Below are 18148 nucleotides of genomic sequence, written 5' to 3'. Positions count from 1 at the left end.
GCTGTCGGTGGCTGAGCCGAAATCATTTGTAGTGCGCGCTCGGTATGGCACTGGTTGAGCGTCAGCTGCGAACACGGGAACAACGGTGTCAGGGATGCGGTGCCCGTGGGCACGGTCACTGTTCCACTTCCTGACGACGCCGTGCCGCTCCCTGACGATGTTGTCCCACTTCCTGACGATGTTGTCCCACTCCCTGATGACCCGGTGCTACCGGCGTTAGCCGCCTCCAGCACCAGATACACGCCGTCGGCTTGATATTTCAACGTCGGCGTCAGGTTGAGGCTGTTGACCAGCACCCCACTGAATGTGCCGGTGACACCACCGGTGGCGGCAAGGATCTGATACGACTGATTCGCCGTATAGGTACCGGCTGCCGCGCTGAGGCTGACATTGCCCCCCTTGAGCACGGCGCTGCCGTTGATCTGCAGCAAGCTGTGCGCACCGGTGGGATCGATATAGATCTGGAACTGCGAGCCGGGGTTGAAGGTGACAGTACGCGTGGCCGACATCACTTTCGCGGCGGCGGCCGCATCGCCGATCAGCAGGTTGCCAAAGACGTTGATGCCGCCCACCTGGCCGGTACCTGACAGTGTCGCGCCCGCATCGACCTGCACGTCGCTGGTGATCGTGCCGTCCACCTGCAAATCACCGGACGCGACCTCGGTGGTGCCCGTGTAGGTATCGACGGCGGTCAACGCCGTAGTGCCGCTACCGGCTTGCAACAGACCACCACTGCCGGAAATCACGCCGCTGAAGATGGCGTTATCGGAGCGATCGAAAGCGAGAGTGCCTTGATCCACGATATCGCCCAGCACGCTACCGCTGCTGCTGCCCGTACCTAGCTGCAGCATGCCGCCACTGATCGTGGTGCCACCGGTGTAGGTATTGGCACCGCTCAACACCAGCGTGCCGCTGCCGACCTTGATCAGACTGCCTGCACTGCCACCGCCGATGCCGCCATCCGTGATGGCGCCAGCAAACACCGTGGAGTCCGCGGTGCCGACGGTCAAGGCATGACTGCCGAGAGCAACGATGCTTCCAGCTGCACCGCTGAGATCCTGCAATGTCTCCGCGGTCGCCTGGGAGATATCCAGCGTGGCACCGGTACCGGTCAGGGCGACACCGCTGCTGGAGGCGATACTGCCGGCAACGCCACTGCTGTTAGTGCCCAGATACAGTGTGCTGCCGGCACCGATCGTCGTGGCGCCGGTGTATGTGGTGTTGGCAAGCAAGGTGAGCGGCAGGTTGCCGATCTGTTGCAGCGAACCGCTGCCGCCGATATTGGAGAGCGAGACAGCGGTGATGCCATCGACGGCACCGACCGTGTTGTCGACAATCAGCGTGCCGTTATCGGTGATGCGATCCGTGCTCAAACCATTGGCGTTGTCAGCGGTGAGCAGGCTGCTGTTGCCGCCGGAACTGTTGTAATAGCCAACCTGGCCCGGCGTGCCGCTGGCATCGCCTTGCGTACCGTCGCCGAGCTGCAGGGTAGTGCCGGCATCGATTTGGGTGAGGCCGTTGTAATACTCGCCCTGGGTAAAAATCACGTGGTTGGCATTGGACGCGTTGCCGGTGATGACGATATCGCCGATACCGGGCGTGCTGAGTGAGCCAAAGTATTGGCCACCGCCGATGGCAGTATTGAGCGTGGTTGTGCCGTTATAGTCGAACCCGAGAATGCCGTTGTTGTGCAGGTTGATATAGGTGTTATCCGCATTGCCGGAGATGAACATCTGGCTGGTCGTGCCATCGCCGAACTGCACGATCGAGCCTTCAATGTTTACCCCGCGTTCGGAGGCATTACCGGGCAACGAGGTGAAATTCAGCTTGGGATTGCTCAAGCTCGGATTGTCATCGTCGCCGGAGTCGGTGTAGCTGTAGACCCCGCGAAACATGACGAGGCCGGTATAGGCATCGAGATTGATGTCGTTTTCGTAATAGACCTCCCAGATGTTTTGGGTGATATCGATCTTGCCCGGCAGACCCAGCACTGGCACGGGCGTTTCTGGCAGATACGAAGTCTTGATAACAATAAAATCCGTATCGGGGGTGCTTGCGTACGCGTGGTCGCCGCCGACGTTGGCGCCGTCCGACAGGAAGAGCGAGGGTCCCGTATACGTGTTCACGCCAGACAGACCTATACCGCCATTGCCGCCCGGGCTGAGCACCGTGATGCCGCCGCTACCGCTGACCGTTCCGCCGAGCCTGATGATCCCTCCCTGGTTGGTGCGACTGCCCTCGTTCAACAGCAACGTGCCGTTGTCGAGGATATCGTTGTTCAACGTCACGTTATTTGCTGTGGCATTGCCAAGCTGCAGCGTGGTGTTGTTGCCGATCGTCAGCGACGCAGGATCTGGATTGCTGACGACGGTGACACCGCCATGGAAGACGTTCGGGCTGGTCAGGCCGTCGTAGGTAACAGGCAGAAAGTTGACGTAGTCGTAGTAGGTGGTCTGCGTTTTTTGCGCGGCGGGCAGCGTATAGGTCGGTGTCTGGGTAAGGACGAGCGTCGAGGCCCCATTGGGCGAATCGACTGTTAGCGTTCCCGTACCCGAGATGAGGCCGCTGTAGGTAGTGACACCGGTCGGCAAGTTGACGGTGTAGTTGCCACCCTGTAGCGAAATGTCGTCATTTGCTGTGACCAGGCTGGTGATGTCACCACCGGCGCTGGGTGCCGTGACCTGTGCGAATGCGTCGACGCTGGTAGCAGCCAGCGCGATGCCAAGCATCACCACGAGTCGCTTTCTAGCGGGCTCGCCCTGGCCAGGCTTTTCTCTCAGCCAACGACCGTTATTGCCGACACCGACAACGTGCTTCATCTGCTTGTCCCCTGACCTAGATTTCTCAAATGAAGATGTCTAGGGGCTTCACGCGGCAAGCCAATGCATCAAGAAGCACGACCTCGGTCCGAAGACCCCTGAGCCTGCCTTTATCCAGCGATTGTTTGCGATGCCCCCAGCATCGATCTGGCGCATCCTGCGATGTCAAAAGATCAGCAACAATTATGAAATCGCGTATGGCGATTCATGTTTTCCCAATTTGCGATGCTCTCGTCAATTCCAGCCAGCCCGAAGTAGAGTTTCATCTGCCGTGATGTCGCTTCGATTTTCAAAAACGCTGAAACGAGAAGTGGGCCGCTCCTGGCATCGATTCGTGACTCGTCATTACTCAGTCATGTACTGACATATACATTCGCGACCTTCTTCGACTTTGTCCGGATGCTTCTACGCGAGCATCCGGGGAATGCAAATAGCTCTTACAAGACGGAGCTGAAAATTGAATCTTCCATTCAAGATTATCGCTTGCTATTTCGGCGTTGTGATGATGACCGTGCTGAGCGCACCTTCTGTACTGGCACAGTCCTTCGTTCACCCTGGCGCCTTGCATACTCAGGCTGACTTCGAGCGGATGAAAACCAAGGTTGCACAAGGCGCGCAGCCGTGGCTGGCCGGGTGGGACATGCTTATCAAGAACCCGCATGCCTCCTTGAGCTGGACACCACACCCCGTCGACGTCGTCTATCGAGGCAAGATCGGGAATTATCCGCAAAATTACTCTGCGCTGTTTAACGACGCTGCCGCTGCTTACGCACTCGCTTTGCGCTGGAAGGTGAGTGGCGACGACGCCTATGCCGACAAAGCCGTGGGCATCCTGGATGCTTGGTCAAACACGCTGACCAAGATCGATGGAACCTCAGACAAATACCTGGCGTCTGGCCTCTACGGTTATGAATTTGCCAATGCGGCAGAGATCATGCGCACCTACAGGAAATGGCCAGCGCGTGATTTCGATCGTTTCAAGAAGATGATGCTCGACGTTTTCTATTCAATGAATCACGACTTTCTGCTGAACCATAACGGCGCGAAGATCGACCACTACTGGGCCAACTGGGACCTGTGCAACCTGGACTCCATGATGGCCATTGGCATCCTTACAGATCGACGCGACATCTATGACGAGGCGGTCGACTACTTCAAGCATGGCAAGGGCAATGGCGCCATAGACAAGATGGTGTGGAAGATCTACCCGGATGGTCTTGCGCAGACTCAGGAAAGCGGACGCGATCAAGGTCACAGCACGCTCGATGTCTCCGAGCTTGGCGTGCTAAGCCAGATGGCCTGGAATCAGCACGATGACCTTTTCGGTTATGACGATAACCGTATCCTGAAAGGTGTTGAATACATCGCAAAGTACAACCTTGGCTATGACGTTCCATACACTACGTACGCCAACAGTGACGTCACACAGGACGTCATCTCCAATATGGGAAGGGGCGCCACCCGCCCGACGTGGGAGCTTTTCTACAATCACTATGTGGTGCTGAAGGGCCTTGATGCGCCATATATAACTACGTGGGCTAACAAGGTGCGCCCCGAGGGTGGCGGTGGCAACTATGGACCGAATAGCGGTGGCTTTGATCAGCTTGGCTACGGCACTCTGACCTTCACCTTGAAATAGCAATGGAATCGCGTCATTACGATTTAAGGCGATTCGACGAACCAAATAAGGGTGCCGCGTGCGGTGAGTCAGCTTTCACCGTAGCCGTTCTGATGCGGTCATTGCCAATGGTCAGGCACTGATCCGCGATCGCCGCCACGCTGGTCCGATGCGAGACCACGATCAAGATCGTCTGTGGCAAACGATGCTTTATTGCTGAAAGGACCGCTATCTCGGAGGCTGTATCAAGCGCGCTCGTTGCTTCGTCCAGCAACGCCAGAAAGGGCTGTCGCAGAATGACCTGTGCCAGCAGCAACCGCTGCAACTCACCACCGGAAAGCCGGCTCGAAGAGCTGTGCAAGGTTGTATCGAGTCCATGACGCGAGCCGGCCAATCGATTGTCGAGACCGACGTCCATCAGCGCACTCAGCAACATCTCATCGGAGGCTTCGGGCGCAGCCCACAGCAGACATTCGCGCACGGAATGCTGCCAAGGTCGGACATTCTGGCTGACATAAGCTCCATTTCGCACGAGTGCGCGGTACTCGTCAAAATCGATCTGCCGTTCGCCGACGCGTGCCGCAAAATCCTCGGGAATCATCATGCCTGCCAGGACATCGACGAGGCTGCTCTTTCCGATGCCGGAGTCACCACAAACAAGAGTCAGTTCGCCGGGTACCAAAACCAGATCACCCACATCGAGGCCGGTTGATGGCGGCCTCAGCCGCATTCGCGTGATGTGCAGCGTACTGACGGAAGTCGCCGTGCACGACGGTGCAACAGGCAATCGGACTGAATCCAGACGCATGTATCTCTGCCAAAGCTCGAATGCCGGGGCAGCCGAACGCAGCTGCTGGAAGCTCTGCCGGGTCGAGACCATATAAGGCAACACGCGTCCGAGCAACAAACACACGGCAATGAGCGATGGCTGATCGATTCCGTGCCAGCGGTGGGCGAGCACGAAGACCACCGCGATCCCGATCGCCGCCAGCAATTCGAGCAAAAGCCGTCCGGAGGCAATGAGCTCCAGCTGACGTTCGTAGCCATGGCACAGCCGAGCGGAAATGGCGCCGTAACTTGCTTTTTCAGCGTCCTCCCGTTCGAACGAACGAACGTGACGCAAGCGTCGCGGAAAATCCTCGCTGTGCCAGAACAACTGTGTCATGTCTGCAACGTACTTTCGGCTGACCGAGGCTTGCTCGTGACCAAAGACACGCGATGCAATGAGCCCAAAACCCACCAGCAAAGGTGCTCCGAACATCAATGGCGGCGATACCCAGAACGCAAATCCCAGGCTGACGGCGGATGTGACGCCGGCTACCAGAAGCAGCTGCAGCGCACTGAAACCCTGAACAATGATTTCGACGTTATAAGTGAGGACATTGGCGATTTCCGCGGATGTGGAGTCTGCCAGCGAAGCCAACGGAGCGTCGATCAGGCGTGCGTGAACTGTGCGTCGCAGGCTCATACCGTAACGGCCAACCAGACGCGCTCCCAACCGCGCCGCCTGCCAACGCATTAAAGCAAACGTGCCGGTTGCGGCAGCGAAGATTGCAACATGTATTTCGACGCTACCACCTGCGTCAAACAGGCTACCGCCGAATAGCAACGGGTGGCCAGGCTGAACCAAAGGCACCAGAAATACCGTCGCGAAGCTGCCGGCAAATGCCGCACCCAGCGATAGCACGACGTACGCTACAGTTTCCGCAAGATCGACACCCTTGAGTCTGTGCGCAAGCGAACGCAGCAGGTCGTTGGGCACCAGCGGCTCGTTAGGCATGTTTATGCGCTCATTCGGCTGGTACGGAACAATGACTTCGCTGATGCTTTTTAAGGCTCAGAAGAACGCCTCTCCGCAGGTTGAAAATTCCCATGCTGGTAAGTGCGATCTCAGAGGGGAAAAGTTGCATCGACGCGACCGCCGCAAGCGATCCGGAAAATCAGTCGAGAAGATGTCGCAGCGCGTCGACGGACGCTCGCGGATGGCGACCGCGACGCAGTTGATGAACGCCTAACTGCATCGACTGTTGTTCGAAGCGTTGCCAGCCTGGTTGTCCGACCGCATAGGGCTGATCGGCGGACAGCCTTGCGGCGATTTCGTCTCCGGGGACCGCGCTCAATAAGACATCCGGGTCGTCGGCCGATTGATTGGAGACGAAAACCACGCCAGTCAGCTGCAGCGGAACCGCGGCGAGGCGTCCATGATCCTGTCGTAAATCGGCTTCGAATTTTTCTACGCCACTGCGGCGACGAATGATTGGCGCCTGGCTGATCCAGCGCCTGATCTTATCGTCCTCGACGAAATTCAATGCGTCGGACTGCACGTGCAAGTAATTGGCGACGCCCGTGGCGAGCATGCTCTCTGGTTGCACTAGCACGGCGTCCTCGGCGAGAAACTCCAAGCCATCCAGAAAACTGTGCAAGGCCAGCGTCGACTTGCCTGATCCACTCGCTCCCAGCAACAGGATTCCACGACCCTGCCGGCCAACGCAGGCAGCATGTAGTGGCACCAGCCCTAATCCGCGTGTCGCCAGAATGAAGACCGCGAATTCGATCAGCTCATAACGCAAGTGGTAAGGACGACTGAGCATGTCTTCAGAGGCCACCACCAGAGCCTTATGCTGCTCGGGCGCAATGACTACATAGTTCGACGCGTCCATGACGCCGCAGAGAAAGCCTGCACCCGATGTCGTCTCTACGGGAGGAGGCTCGGACGCGTTCGGCACAGCCTGTCGACGCGAAAGGCGCAATTCAATGCGAAATTCGGGTACAGCCATCGGCAACTGATAGCGCGGCAGGCCGCCATAGGCGATCTCGACCAGACGAAGCAGAGACGCGCTGGTGCTTTCGAAGCGGAACTTTCCTCCCAAAATCTGCATGCGCATAGAGAAGTTGTGACCGGATCGCTCGCAAAATGGGTCGGCGCCATCCTTTCGACCGCCATGGCGTGCGGTCAAGGCCATCGTCGTCGTTCAAAAGTTTCAGTCGTCTGGATGTCACTGCGCAGCACTGCACGAATTCCAAATAGGTTGGCTTCGTGTGTGCGACATCAAAGAAAAAAGGTTGCCCCTGAGTAGGTGCCGTGAGTAGGTGCCGCATGCTCTCCGGAGAGTTTTTCGAGAGGCAGCCGCTGCGCCTCGATGGCTACGCATGGATGGCCGTCAAGGCCCAGGGATTCAAATGTTTTTGCTGCACAAGGCAACCGAAAGGCTGCGCCGCGGCACTCACCCCTCAGAACATAACGCCGAACGATGGAGCCTTCAGATCGGCCCGACGTCGATGCGTGCTGCAGCTTATTCCCACGGCTACGACCGAGGCCTCGCCGAGATGCTAAAGATTCAAGTTGGCCACTCCTACTTTTTGAGCTACGACCGAAAACAGTGGGAACGTGGCAAGCCCTACCCTCCACTCGCCACGATCCAGATCGCCGCACTTTTAAGGCAAGTAGGCCACGACGTCTCACTCTTCGACGCGATGCTTGCCGACGGCGTAGAGGACTATGAAGGGTCACTGCAAGCTGCGCGACCGGACGTCGTCGTCATCTACGAAGACAACTTCAACTACCTGACGAAAATGTGCCTTGGGCGCATGCGCGAGGCGGCTTGCCAGATGATTACCGAAGCCCGCGCTCACGGCGCCCGGGTTATCGTTGCGGGTTCCGACGCTTCCGATCATCCGGATGCCTTTCTTGCGGCGGGCGCTCACGCCGTCCTGATCGGCGAAGGCATTGGGGCTCTTATTGAATTGATCGGGCGGCTCGAACGCGACCCAGGCGTCGACGCGGCAAGTTGGGTATCCGATATCGCGGGTATCGCTACGCTGGTAAGCGGCCAGACTCGCCTGATGCGCATCGGTGTACAACCGCCGGATCTGCGATTGATCGGCCACCCCGCGTGGGACCTGGTCGACATCGAACGCTATCGGACAATGTGGCTCGAACGGCATGGCTACTTCAGCCTCAACATGGCAGCATCCCGCGGCTGCCCTTTCCGTTGCAACTGGTGCGCAAAGCCGATCTGGGGAAACCACTACAGGCAACGTGGTGCTCAGGATGTGGCCGCAGAAATGACTTATCTGAAACGGACGTTCAAGCCTGATCACATCTGGATGGCCGATGACATCTTCGGCTTCCATGTCGACTGGGTGGCAGAGTTCGGTGCGCATTTGATCGACGCCGATGGATCCGTTCCATTCACGATCCAGACGCGCGCTGACCTGATCAGCGAACGCATGGCCAATGCGCTTGAACAGGCCGGATGTGCCGAAGCCTGGATCGGTGCGGAGAGCGGCAGTCAGCGCGTACTGGATGCCATGACCAAGGGCACGAAGGTCGAAGAACTCATCGTCGCACGCGGACGACTGGGTGAGCACGGTATTCGCGTGGGATTCTTCATCCAGCTGGGCTATCTCGGCGAGCAACTGGCTGATCTGCTGATGACGCGCGAACTGATCAGACAGGCTGCTCCGGACGATATCGGCGTCAGCGTTTCGTATCCGCTGCCAGGAACGAAATTCTACGAGCAGGTCAAAGCCCAACTGGGCGCAAAGACGCATTGGCAGGACAGCGGCGACTTGGCCATGATGTTCCGTGGCGCCTACGACTCGGATTTCTACCGCAGCGTCCGCGATCTGCTGCATGAGCAGGTCACGTTTCAGCAATTGGCTACCGGTGAACCACCAGAGCTCCGCAGTCAAGCTGGACTGGCGCTTGATGCACGTTGGGATGCACTGATTGCAAGCGAGCAATCACACCGTTCCGACGATCCGACCCTACCGCTTGCAACGGTGCAAACCAATGTCCAGGTGAAGCGTCATGCCGCCTTCTCTCAAAATCGTTAAGGAGGGTTTGCACCGTACTACGGAAGCGCTTGCCTTGGAGTTGGCGCTTCCACAGCCCAGTGACACCGCACCCGAGTGGAGCGATCTCGAATGGCAGTTGGCGTCCGCCGCCGCCGTCGCGCACGGCGTATCACCTCTACTTTGCAAGTCGTCCCAATGGCAAAACCCGGGATGGAAGTTTTTTCTGGCAAGTCAGCAAGCCCACGTTGAGCATCGCCATCGACGTATTGCAGCGCTACTGGAACGCATCGACACCGACGCCCGTGCCGTCGAGCTGGCGATCGTTCCCCTGAAGGGTTCGGCATTGCATGCCCTGCGGCTCTATGAACCCGGCGACCGTCCCATGGCCGACATCGATTTGCTGGTCCGCGAGGAGGACGCGGGACGGGCGATCAAGTTGCTGCAAGAGCTCGGCTACGTGGAATCGTTCGTCGTGTGGAAGCACCATGTGTTCAAGCCGGCGAAGGGCGAGCCAGTGGTGGGTTTGGGCGAACACCGCGACACTCCGATCAATATCGAACTGCATACGCGTATCCAGGAACGCTTACCGGTAACGGCCGTCGACATCACACGGCGGATCTATCCGCGGCAACCCCACTCAGGCCTGAATCCTTATCCGTCGGACGGTGCCTTGATGAGCCATCTGCTGCTGCACGCCGCAGGCAACATCTGTCACCGCAGCCTGCGCCTGCTGCATCTGAACGACATTGCACGACTGTCGGCGCGCATGTCGCCAAGCGACTGGGACTCCTTGTGGGACACGCACAGCGTTGATGCTCCCTGGTGGGCGCTGCCGCCGTTGCGCCTGGTCGAACGCTATTACGCAAACACCATCCCCAAAAACGTGTTGGACAGACTCGCGTCTCACTGCCACCCGTTGCTGAAGATCGTTTCGCGCCGCCAGACCCTGACCCAGGTGTCGTGCTCGGAACTCTGGCACCACACGCTTCACGGCGTCGAATGGCTCCGCTCTTTTCGTGATATCGGGCGTTACGTCAGGAATCGCGTCAGGCCTACGGACGAAGCCCTGAAGGAACACACCGACCTGGTCCGGACGCAGATCTGGCTCCAGGAGAAAAGCTGGGTGACGCTGTCTCGTGGCCAACGCGCCTTGGCGTTACTCACCCGCCCTCTCCCTCGGATGGATACGCTGTACGTGGTGCGTGCGGCGTTGGAGGCTCCGCCTCCCTCTGGCTAGGACGATCGCAGCTCCGCTGCCATAGTCAAGTCAGCATCTGCCGGTACAGAATCTCGAACGCTCGAGCGGTGTGATCTGCATCGATGACGATCGCCCGACGTTGCGCGGCATGAGCCAAGCGCAGTCGTAGTTCTTCATCGGCAAGCACTCGGCAGATCGCGTTCGCCAGGCCGACATGATCGCCCACCGGCACAGCCACGGCCGCAGACGGCGACCACTCTGCAATATGTCCAACCGCAGTACCTACAGTCGGCACGCCTGCCACAGCCGCTTCGAGCAAGACCAGCGGCCCGGCTTCATGGAGCGACGACATCACAAGCAGGTCAGCCTCCTCCATGATCGGACGCAGCGCCCGCTGCGTCTTGAAGCCAAGGAAGCGCACGTACCGTTCCAGGCCGAGTTGTTCGGCCAGCGCATATGCCCTGCCCTGCAGTGTGTCTACGCCGACGATGTCCATCTGGAACTCTACCTTCGCGTCGACGAGGAGCCCCAGCGCCCGCAGGAGCGTGGACTGGTCCTTGACCGCGTTGAGGCTGGCCACATGAACCAGCCGGGCCATCCCGATGTTGCGCCTGCGCGGGGCGAGTGGAGGCCAGATCTCGAGATCGACGCCGAGTGGAATGCGCTTCGCCTGCAGTCCTAGCGCATTGAGCGATTCAATGATTGGCGCACTGGCTGCCGAAATGGCATGCGCAGCGCGCAGCACGACCGCCTCCCGCAATCGCCCTTTCCAGTTCAGTCTTCCGCCGTAGCTGATCTCGTGCAGCGCAACGAGTTCACCGCCGGCAATGTGCACCAGACTTGGCACCCGCATCAGGGTTGCCGCAGCAACCGCGACCTCGCTGCAGGAACCCGAAAAGATGGCATGGACCACATCGAATGGTGCAGACCGATGCTCGTCCCAGATCGCTGCGATCGCGCGTACACGAGTCCAGCCGTCGCCGATGTTGTGGATGCGGGCGCCGGCAAATTCCCAGCAATCCGCGACGGTCTCCTGTCGCAAGACGAAGACATGCACTTCGTGTACCAGAGCAAGTCGCTTGATCAGGGCCAGAAACACCGGGATCACGCGGAATTCGCCGGTACGATCCACCCCACCGGGAACCACGATCGCGAGCTTCACCGTATCCTCCGTGCATGGTTTTCGATGACTTGCGCATACACGCCAGCCCAACGTCGACCCACGGCGGTGAATGACAGCTCAGCGTCGAAGTGCGCGCGCACCTGTTGCCGTGTCGGCGGGTTTTTCGCTGTGGTGACCAGCGCCTCGGCCAATCGACCTGCGTCACCGCGAGGCCACAGCGCCCCGATAGAACCCTCGCCAGTCAGTATGCGAAATGACGGTATATCGGTAACCACCGGGGCCACGCCACAAGCCAGCGCTTCCAGCAGCGCGTATCCGCAGCTCTCCCTGTGGCTGCCCGAGACGAACAGATCCGCGGCCTGCATCAATTGCTCAATGCGTGCGTGCGGGACGCATCCCAGAAGATGTACGCGCCCGGCAAGCCATCGGTCGCGCTCTATACGCGTTTGAACCTCGGCAAGCAGAGGCGCATTTCCGAAGGCACACCACAATTGCAACCCGGGCAAGCTAGGCATGGCTTTGGCTATGCCGTCCAGCACGACCAATGGGTCCTTGCCGGCGTTCAAATGCCCTACCCACAATACGCAGGGGTTGCCGTGAAGCCCGGTCTCCGCGCGGGCGATGGCATTGCTGCCCATGACAAAGCCTGTGCTGGATTCGGGAACCGTGAACAACTGCGTCCGCGGCGCGAACATGCCTATGGTGGTGAAAGGCAGCGCGAGCTCCGGTGCGGTGAAGACGATGCCTGAGGCGGCCGTATACCAGCGCCGCCACTGCGACCGCCGCCACCAGGGCGGCGGTCGGTCGGCATGGTCCTGGATGATGATCGACAACTCGGGCAGGCATTGCGCAATGGCAAATGCGTCTTCGACAAACCGCAGACCATGCACGTGCAAAATGTCTGCCTTTATTGAATCAAGCAGACTGGCGAAAGAACGGCCACGATGGGTTGCTGCCAGCTTTCCACTGACATCGATGAAGTGATAATCGATGCCGTTACGCGTGATTTTCTCCGCATACGGCGCCGCCTGGATCACCGAAATCCGCGCTCCGGAACAGAGGGCCACTTCAGCGATATCGACCATGGAAGGCCATTTTTCAAAGATTTCCCCGGGTGCGAGGCCATCCGGAACGAGCTGAAAATTGATCTGTGCAACATGCAATGCCGGCATGGATCTAGAGGCCAGATACCTGCGGCATGCGCAGGCGTACGAGTCGGTTAGCCAGATTCAGTTCCCACGGTCGGTCGTACCTGCGCTGACGATAGCGCCAACTGGCCATCGCACTGAGGCTGCGTTTGGTCCATGGCGGCGACCGCAAGTCCTGCACTGTCGGGAAGCGACAGCGCAGCACCGTCACAAAGTCGAGGATGCGCCGACGCAGCTTGTCGGTAAGCCAGGGCGCGTCGGCGTGGCAAGCGTAGTCGACCCACCGCGGCTCCATCCACTCTTCGGGCGTTTTCGGAAAAACCACGGGTTCACCGTTGAGGTCGAGCAGTGCCATCCCGGGCCGCTTGTTGCGATCCTTTTCGTGCTTGCTGCTTTCCGGCAGCGGCGTGTAGATGTAGACGATGATCTCCGACTCCGGATTGATCCGCTTGAGATCGCGGATGAACTCGAAGGTCAACTCGGTTTCTTCTTCCGTGTTCTCAGGCGGCGCAACCATGAAGGACATCTCGGGAATGACGCCGTTGCGTCGACACAGTTCAGCCACTTCCAGTGTCTGGTCGGGCCGCGTGCCCTTGCGGATTTCCTTGAGCATCTGGCCGCTCGGCGATTCCGCGCCGATGTACGCCATTCGCAGCCGACTCTTGCGCACCAGTTTCCACGTACTCTCCGACAGGCCCAGTAGCGCATCCGAGCGCGCATAACACCACCATGGCATCTCGAGTTTCGCCATCACTTCCAGCAGCGGGATCATGTCCTGTTCGCGGTCGAAGAAATTGTGGTCGAAGAACTGGACGGAATCGGCGCCGAGCTCGTATTTGAGATAGCGCAGGTCGCGCTCGAGCCTTGCCACGGCGGGTAGCACCGTCGTACCACCAAACATGGCGGCAACGCCACAGAAGGTGCAGCGAAACCGACAACCAATGGCCGCCTGGTGAGCGACGGTACGGCGACCGAGAAAGGTGCGCGCCAGATAGCGCCGCGGGTCGCCGAGCTTGTCGTAAGGCAACACCAGCCCGCTGTCGCCGAGCGTGAAACGGCGATTCGGGTTATGCATGACCACACCGTCGTGCTTCCACGACAGGCTTCCAATCTTCGCCAGATCGGGTACTGCCGGGCCAGTCAACGCGGCAATCAGCTCGGGCAAGCTTTCCTCGGCCTGGCCGCGAATCGCGTAATCGACGTACGGCGCCACCAGCGCCGTGTCCGTGTAGAGCGTCGGGAAATAGCCGCCCCAGATGATCGGTATCGCCGGATAGCGCTCGCGTATCGCTTTGGACACGTCGATGGATGGTGCAATCTGCGGCCCTCCCATCACGCTGATGCCCACGGCATCGAACGCGTTCTGTTCCATCGCGTGCATGGTTGCGCCGATGACGTCGCGGTCGACGTTGCCATCGATAATCGTGCTGTTGCCGCTTTGATCCAGTGCCGCCGCGAGATGCAGAAGCGATAGCGGAAACCGCGCACTCGATCGCGAAGTGATGGTCGGATTGATCAGCAATGTTTGAGGCAGGCGTGTCATGGGCATCGATCGGTAACCAAGGAAAATCCGGGCGCGCGCCGCAGCTGAAACACCAGTGCGACGGGAACGTCGAGCGCGACAGGATCAAAGTGTGCACCGACAGGGATGTCGGCTGGATCCAGCATGGGTTCCAGCACGCGCTCGACATCAAGCCCCAGCGCTGCACAGGCAGCATGCCAATGGCTGTAGAGGTGCTGCGTATGTCGCACGGCGTAGTGCCGCCCGGCGGATTTGAAATCGCGCAGCCAACCAAGCGCATGACCGATCGGATGTACGTCGCTGCACAGCACCCTGCCACCCGGCCGGGTCACCCGACGCAGTTCGGCCAGCGCCGGCTCCAGACTTTCAAGATGTCCAATGACCAGACTGCAAACCGTTAGGTCTACTGAGGCGTCCGGCACCGGTAGGGCGTCCAGACTGCCCAGCATCAGCTCGACCTTGGCGTCATGCTGAAATCCACCCAGCTCTGTGCAGGCGCGATCCAGCATCGCCGGCGAAAGATCCACGCCACTCACCCGCGCCGCGCCGCGCCGCAGCGCATGCAGCATGTAGCGTCCACTGCCACAGCCAGCGTCGAGCATGGCAAGTTCTCCGAGCTCCGTCGGCATCAACCCGAGCATGGCGCGCTCTTCCGCCTGCATGACCGGATTGTGCGCGTGCGCCGGATAGCTGGGCGCCCATAAGGCGTATGCCTCTGCGGGTTCAAGGATCGGGAGGCGTGACATCAGCTGCACTGAACTTCGATGGCAAGATCATGCTTCCGCTCGCTTCGATCAGGGATCAGTTCGAGCCCAGGTTCAAGCGCGACCAGTGCCGGTTCGGCAAGCGACCGGGCCATCAGCTTGGGTCTACCGTCCAACATCACTGGCACGGGGTCCATGCCGGTGATCGCAAACCACTCGGCGAAATCCGGATCGGCGATCCATGGAATGCCGTCCCGGACCACGGCGCGAATGTGGCTGCGTTGAATGCCCACCAGGCTCTGCTCCTCGCCGCCGCGATCCTCGACAATTACCAGGTCCGCTCGTGAACCCGGCGCAAGGCTGCCGCGCAAAGGCAGACGCAAGATGCGGGCGGCCTGTGTCGTGACCAGTTCCAGCAGCTGCTTGTGGTTGAGCTCGCCACGAGTCGCGATACCGTGCATTTCTTCGAGCAGATCACGCGCTCCGCTAAGCCGCGAGTCGGTGCCCAGCGCAAGGCGGCCGGCTTCACACAGACGCCGCGGATCAAGCGATTGCCCGAGCAAGGCGCGGTTGCTGGCCGCACACCAGACCACTGCGGCACCGGCGGCAATCACGCGATCGACATCTTGCTCGCGCAGACCCACGCCATGAATCAGCACGCTGTTCGCCGCCAGACATCCCATGTGGTCCAGCTGTGCCAGTTCCGCCTGGGCGGTGACGTCGGTACCCTCGGCCAGGTGAATCATCCAGGGTCGTTCCGCTGGCGTGGCGGCAAAGCTCTGCTGAGCCGGCGGGCCATACTCCGGCCAGCCCAACGCATAGCTCCAGCCGTAATCGCGCAGCAGCGCGACCGGAAAATCCGATGCGTCAAACGCGGGGTGCCATGGATCGTGATGTGCCACGCAAGTTGTGCCGGCGAGCAAGTTCTTCAGTGCGCCGTGCCGCATCCGCAAAGCCTTCGGCACACTTAGCGCGGCACTGACGGCGGGCTCCTCGAAGTGCGCTTGAAACGCGTTGATCCAGGCGTAGCTGTTGGGGAATGGCGCGCCTGCGTCCAACGGCGGCACGGCATTGATGTGCAGATGATCGTGCGCATTGATCAGGCCGGGAAAGATCAGGTGCTCTCGGAGATCAAATCGATAGGCCCGCGCAGCCAGCGACGAACCGATCCGCCCTGCCCTGATCGGCAGCGGCACGCGAGTGAGGCCGTCTGGCGCCATCGTGATGGCACGGCATAACGTGACATCCATCGCGGCTTGGAGAAGTTCCATGAACTCAGGGCCGCCGCATCACGATCAGGAAATGGTCGCCCATATCGCGAAGTAGCGGCAGCGCGCCCCAGCGATCGTCCAACCGTCCCAGACGGTCGCACCAGTGGCGACGGCGTCGGTAGTAGTCCACCAGATAAGGCGGCGGCATGAACAAGCTCAGTCCGCGATAGCTCTCCAACGAAAAGTGCTCGGCGAACGCGCTGTAGAACTCGCGCGGGAAATAGTAATAAGTCCAGATCGTACGGCGATTCATTCCCACCGCCGTCGCACCGCGCGCAGCCCGTACCGCCGCCCGCTTGAAACGACCCCGCAAGGCATAGTGCCCCAGCTCCCAGGGACAGAGTCGACCCATCACTGAAAAAACCAATCGACCGCCGGGTCGGAGCAGGCGCGCGCATTCGGCCGCGACCGCGCCGAGATCCGGCGCGCAATTCAGCGGCCCAAAATTCGAATAGATGACGTCGAATGTATCATCGAGCTTATCGAGTTGCTGGATGCCAAGGTGCGCCGCGCTGACACGCGACTCCATACCCGCATCCGCGGCACGAGCCCGTGTGCGCTCGACCATCTGCGGCGACCAATCGGTGGCAACGACCTCATGGCCTCGTTTTGCGAATTCGAGCGCATCGATGCCAGTGCCACAACCCAGGTCGAGCAGTCGAGATTCGGGCTGCAGCTCACTGTACACGGCATCCCACATGGCGAGCCGCATGCGCTGGATCAGCTCGTTATTACCTCGTGGACCGTCATAGTCGGCGGCTACGCTGTCAAAAGCGTGCTGTGTCTCGAGTAACTGTCCCTCATCTAAAGGTGTACCCATTCCTTGCCTGCGAACGCTCCAGGCAGACATCTCTTTCTGACTAGCTTCAACCTGCTGCCCACTCATATCGATCTCCGCTGCACCGAAACGCAGCACTTAAATTCGCCGAGACTTTCGCTGCAAAGCGCGGACCGGCCTCCGCGCTGTTAACGACATTTCCGTCAGCTCATGTCGGTGAGTGCCTGAAATGGCCAATTTGGTTGAGTGGAGTGCCGAATGAATATCCGAGCTCATTCATCAAAGATGACTCGACCGCCATACCCGCCGCGGCGGATGGATGCGAACTACATCTGCTTCCGGCGCCTCACTGCATTTCTCGCTATGGCTGCAAACGCCCCCAGACAGGCGCCCAACACGAAGCCGATACCCCACATCAAGGTGATGTTCGGGAACACCTGGTTATCGGGTACATAGACAGGCCACATCATCGATGTTTCATAGGTATACGTCGTACTGAGGCGAGCGATGAGATCGTCCCTTGCCTGTCGCAAGTCTCGAATTTCTTCGTCCTTTTTGGCCAAAAGTACACTTGCTAAAGAACCTGAATTGCTTTCGCTTTTCGTACCATCCTTGTCTTTTGAAGTCGCGGTTTGCACCAACCGGTCCCGATCGGCAACGGCACTCGCCAGATCGGCCTGAGCTTGATCAAGACGTGCGCGAGCCAGCGCGAGCGGCACCGCTTCAATCTGCCGGTGGACTGCCCGCAGCTGAGTGACCGTTGCCTCAGCAAATTGGCGAGCCTGTTGCGGCGATTTCCCACGAACGGTTAACCGGACCAGAGGACCTTCATAAGGCAACGGCTCCAATTTCAGACTCGCGCGAAAGAGCTGTGCCTCGGGCGTAGTCGGTGAATAGCCAATGCTTTTCATGATGTCGTTTTCGAACGGCACCAATTGCAGACGCTCGATAACCCGCAGCAACGGTTCAACCTTTGGATCTTGACCCGTCAAGACCTGCCCCACCTGCCCGATCTGTATCCAGGCGGTTGCTTGCCACTGGGGTTTCACGACATGCGTAAACGCGAATGTACAGGCAAGGACAAAAACCAACCCGCCCACAAACCATCGCCGCTCGCGGACGAAAATTCGATACATGTCGATCAGATAAATCTCATCTCGTTGCATA

13 protein-coding genes are annotated in these 18148 nt (G+C 59.5%); 3 read left to right on the top strand and 10 right to left on the bottom strand.

Annotated features, from left to right (window positions below; genetic code table 11):
* Positions 1 to 2819, bottom strand: a 2819-nt coding sequence (locus tag HDE80_RS08670; RefSeq protein WP_184669888.1) for an autotransporter-associated beta strand repeat-containing protein, incomplete at its 3' end; no start/stop codon positions are given.
* A gap of 457 nt (positions 2820 to 3276) precedes the next feature.
* Here HDE80_RS08670 and HDE80_RS08665 point away from each other — a divergent pair.
* Positions 3277 to 4458, top strand: coding sequence for an alginate lyase family protein (locus HDE80_RS08665; RefSeq protein ID WP_221437479.1), 1182 nt, complete (start codon positions 3277 to 3279; stop codon positions 4456 to 4458).
* Positions 4459 to 4474: 16 nt separating this feature from the next.
* On the opposite strand, the gene HDE80_RS08660 is transcribed toward HDE80_RS08665, so the two are convergent.
* Positions 4475 to 6217, bottom strand: coding sequence for an ABC transporter ATP-binding protein (locus tag HDE80_RS08660; RefSeq protein ID WP_184669886.1), 1743 nt, complete (start codon positions 6215 to 6217; stop codon positions 4475 to 4477).
* A gap of 160 nt (positions 6218 to 6377) precedes the next feature.
* Positions 6378 to 7322: a serine kinase gene (locus HDE80_RS08655; protein ID WP_255483640.1), complete on the bottom strand. Its 945-nt coding sequence runs from the start codon at positions 7320 to 7322 to the stop codon at positions 6378 to 6380.
* A gap of 442 nt (positions 7323 to 7764) precedes the next feature.
* Here HDE80_RS08655 and HDE80_RS08650 point away from each other — a divergent pair, with 442 nt between their 5' ends.
* Positions 7765 to 9276, top strand: a complete 1512-nt coding sequence (locus HDE80_RS08650) for a radical SAM protein (protein WP_184669882.1) — start codon at positions 7765 to 7767, stop codon at positions 9274 to 9276.
* Positions 9251 to 10474 carry a nucleotidyltransferase family protein gene (locus HDE80_RS08645; RefSeq protein ID WP_184669880.1) on the top strand — a complete coding sequence of 408 codons (1224 nt, stop codon included), beginning with the start codon at positions 9251 to 9253 and terminating at the stop codon, positions 10472 to 10474. Before HDE80_RS08650 ends, HDE80_RS08645 begins: the two co-directional genes overlap by 26 nt.
* Before the next feature lie 25 nt (positions 10475 to 10499).
* Here HDE80_RS08645 and HDE80_RS08640 read toward each other — a convergent pair whose 3' ends face one another.
* The 7 genes from HDE80_RS08640 to HDE80_RS08610 form a co-directional block, all read right to left on the bottom strand.
* Positions 10500 to 11597 carry a glycosyltransferase family 4 protein gene (locus HDE80_RS08640; RefSeq protein ID WP_184669879.1) on the bottom strand — a complete coding sequence of 366 codons (1098 nt, stop codon included), beginning with the start codon at positions 11595 to 11597 and terminating at the stop codon, positions 10500 to 10502.
* A complete protein-coding gene (locus HDE80_RS08635; protein ID WP_184669878.1) occupies positions 11594 to 12730 on the bottom strand; it encodes a glycosyltransferase family 4 protein in 1137 nt (378 codons plus the stop codon). The genes HDE80_RS08640 and HDE80_RS08635 overlap by 4 nt, the downstream gene beginning before the upstream one ends.
* Before the next feature lie 4 nt (positions 12731 to 12734).
* Entirely contained in the window at positions 12735 to 14249 is a 1515-nt protein-coding gene (locus tag HDE80_RS08630; RefSeq protein WP_184669877.1) for a radical SAM protein, read from the bottom strand.
* Positions 14246 to 14974 (bottom strand): class I SAM-dependent methyltransferase, encoded by a 729-nt coding sequence (locus HDE80_RS08625; protein WP_184669876.1) that lies wholly within the window; start codon positions 14972 to 14974, stop codon positions 14246 to 14248. Before HDE80_RS08625 ends, HDE80_RS08630 begins: the two co-directional genes overlap by 4 nt.
* Positions 14974 to 16203 carry an amidohydrolase family protein gene (locus tag HDE80_RS08620; protein ID WP_184669875.1) on the bottom strand — a complete coding sequence of 410 codons (1230 nt, stop codon included), beginning with the start codon at positions 16201 to 16203 and terminating at the stop codon, positions 14974 to 14976. The genes HDE80_RS08625 and HDE80_RS08620 overlap by 1 nt, the downstream gene beginning before the upstream one ends.
* Before the next feature lie 4 nt (positions 16204 to 16207).
* The gene (locus HDE80_RS08615) at positions 16208 to 17023 is read right to left on the bottom strand and encodes a class I SAM-dependent methyltransferase (RefSeq protein ID WP_255483639.1); all 816 of its coding nucleotides are present in this window, start codon (positions 17021 to 17023) and stop codon (positions 16208 to 16210) included.
* A 284-nt stretch (positions 17024 to 17307) separates the two neighbouring features.
* Positions 17308 to 18147 (bottom strand): Wzz/FepE/Etk N-terminal domain-containing protein, encoded by an 840-nt coding sequence (locus tag HDE80_RS08610; protein WP_184669874.1) that lies wholly within the window; start codon positions 18145 to 18147, stop codon positions 17308 to 17310.
* Between the last annotated feature and the right edge of the window lies 1 nt (position 18148).

Origin of the sequence: Rhodanobacter sp. A1T4 (genome assembly GCF_014207185.1) — a bacterium.
Classification (GTDB): domain Bacteria; phylum Pseudomonadota; class Gammaproteobacteria; order Xanthomonadales; family Rhodanobacteraceae; genus Rhodanobacter.
This window is presented reverse-complemented; position numbering and strand designations above follow the sequence as displayed.

Excerpts from the sequence above, each read along its gene's own strand:
- HDE80_RS08630 (WP_184669877.1), bottom strand. The coding sequence starts at position 14,249 with ATGACACGCCTGCCTCAAACATTGCTGATCAATCCGACCATCACTTCG.
- HDE80_RS08625 (WP_184669876.1), bottom strand. The coding sequence starts at position 14,974 with ATGTCACGCCTCCCGATCCTTGAACCCGCAGAGGCATACGCCTTATGG.
- HDE80_RS08650 (WP_184669882.1), top strand. The coding sequence starts at position 7,765 with ATGCTAAAGATTCAAGTTGGCCACTCCTACTTTTTGAGCTACGACCGA.
- HDE80_RS08635 (WP_184669878.1), bottom strand. The coding sequence starts at position 12,730 with ATGCCGGCATTGCATGTTGCACAGATCAATTTTCAGCTCGTTCCGGAT.
- HDE80_RS08615 (WP_255483639.1), bottom strand. The coding sequence starts at position 17,023 with ATGGGTACACCTTTAGATGAGGGACAGTTACTCGAGACACAGCACGCT.
- HDE80_RS08645 (WP_184669880.1), top strand. The coding sequence starts at position 9,251 with ATGCCGCCTTCTCTCAAAATCGTTAAGGAGGGTTTGCACCGTACTACG.
- HDE80_RS08620 (WP_184669875.1), bottom strand. The coding sequence starts at position 16,203 with ATGGAACTTCTCCAAGCCGCGATGGATGTCACGTTATGCCGTGCCATC.
- HDE80_RS08610 (WP_184669874.1), bottom strand. The coding sequence starts at position 18,147 with ATGCAACGAGATGAGATTTATCTGATCGACATGTATCGAATTTTCGTC.
- HDE80_RS08660 (WP_184669886.1), bottom strand. The coding sequence starts at position 6,217 with ATGCCTAACGAGCCGCTGGTGCCCAACGACCTGCTGCGTTCGCTTGCG.
- HDE80_RS08655 (WP_255483640.1), bottom strand. The coding sequence starts at position 7,322 with ATGCGCATGCAGATTTTGGGAGGAAAGTTCCGCTTCGAAAGCACCAGC.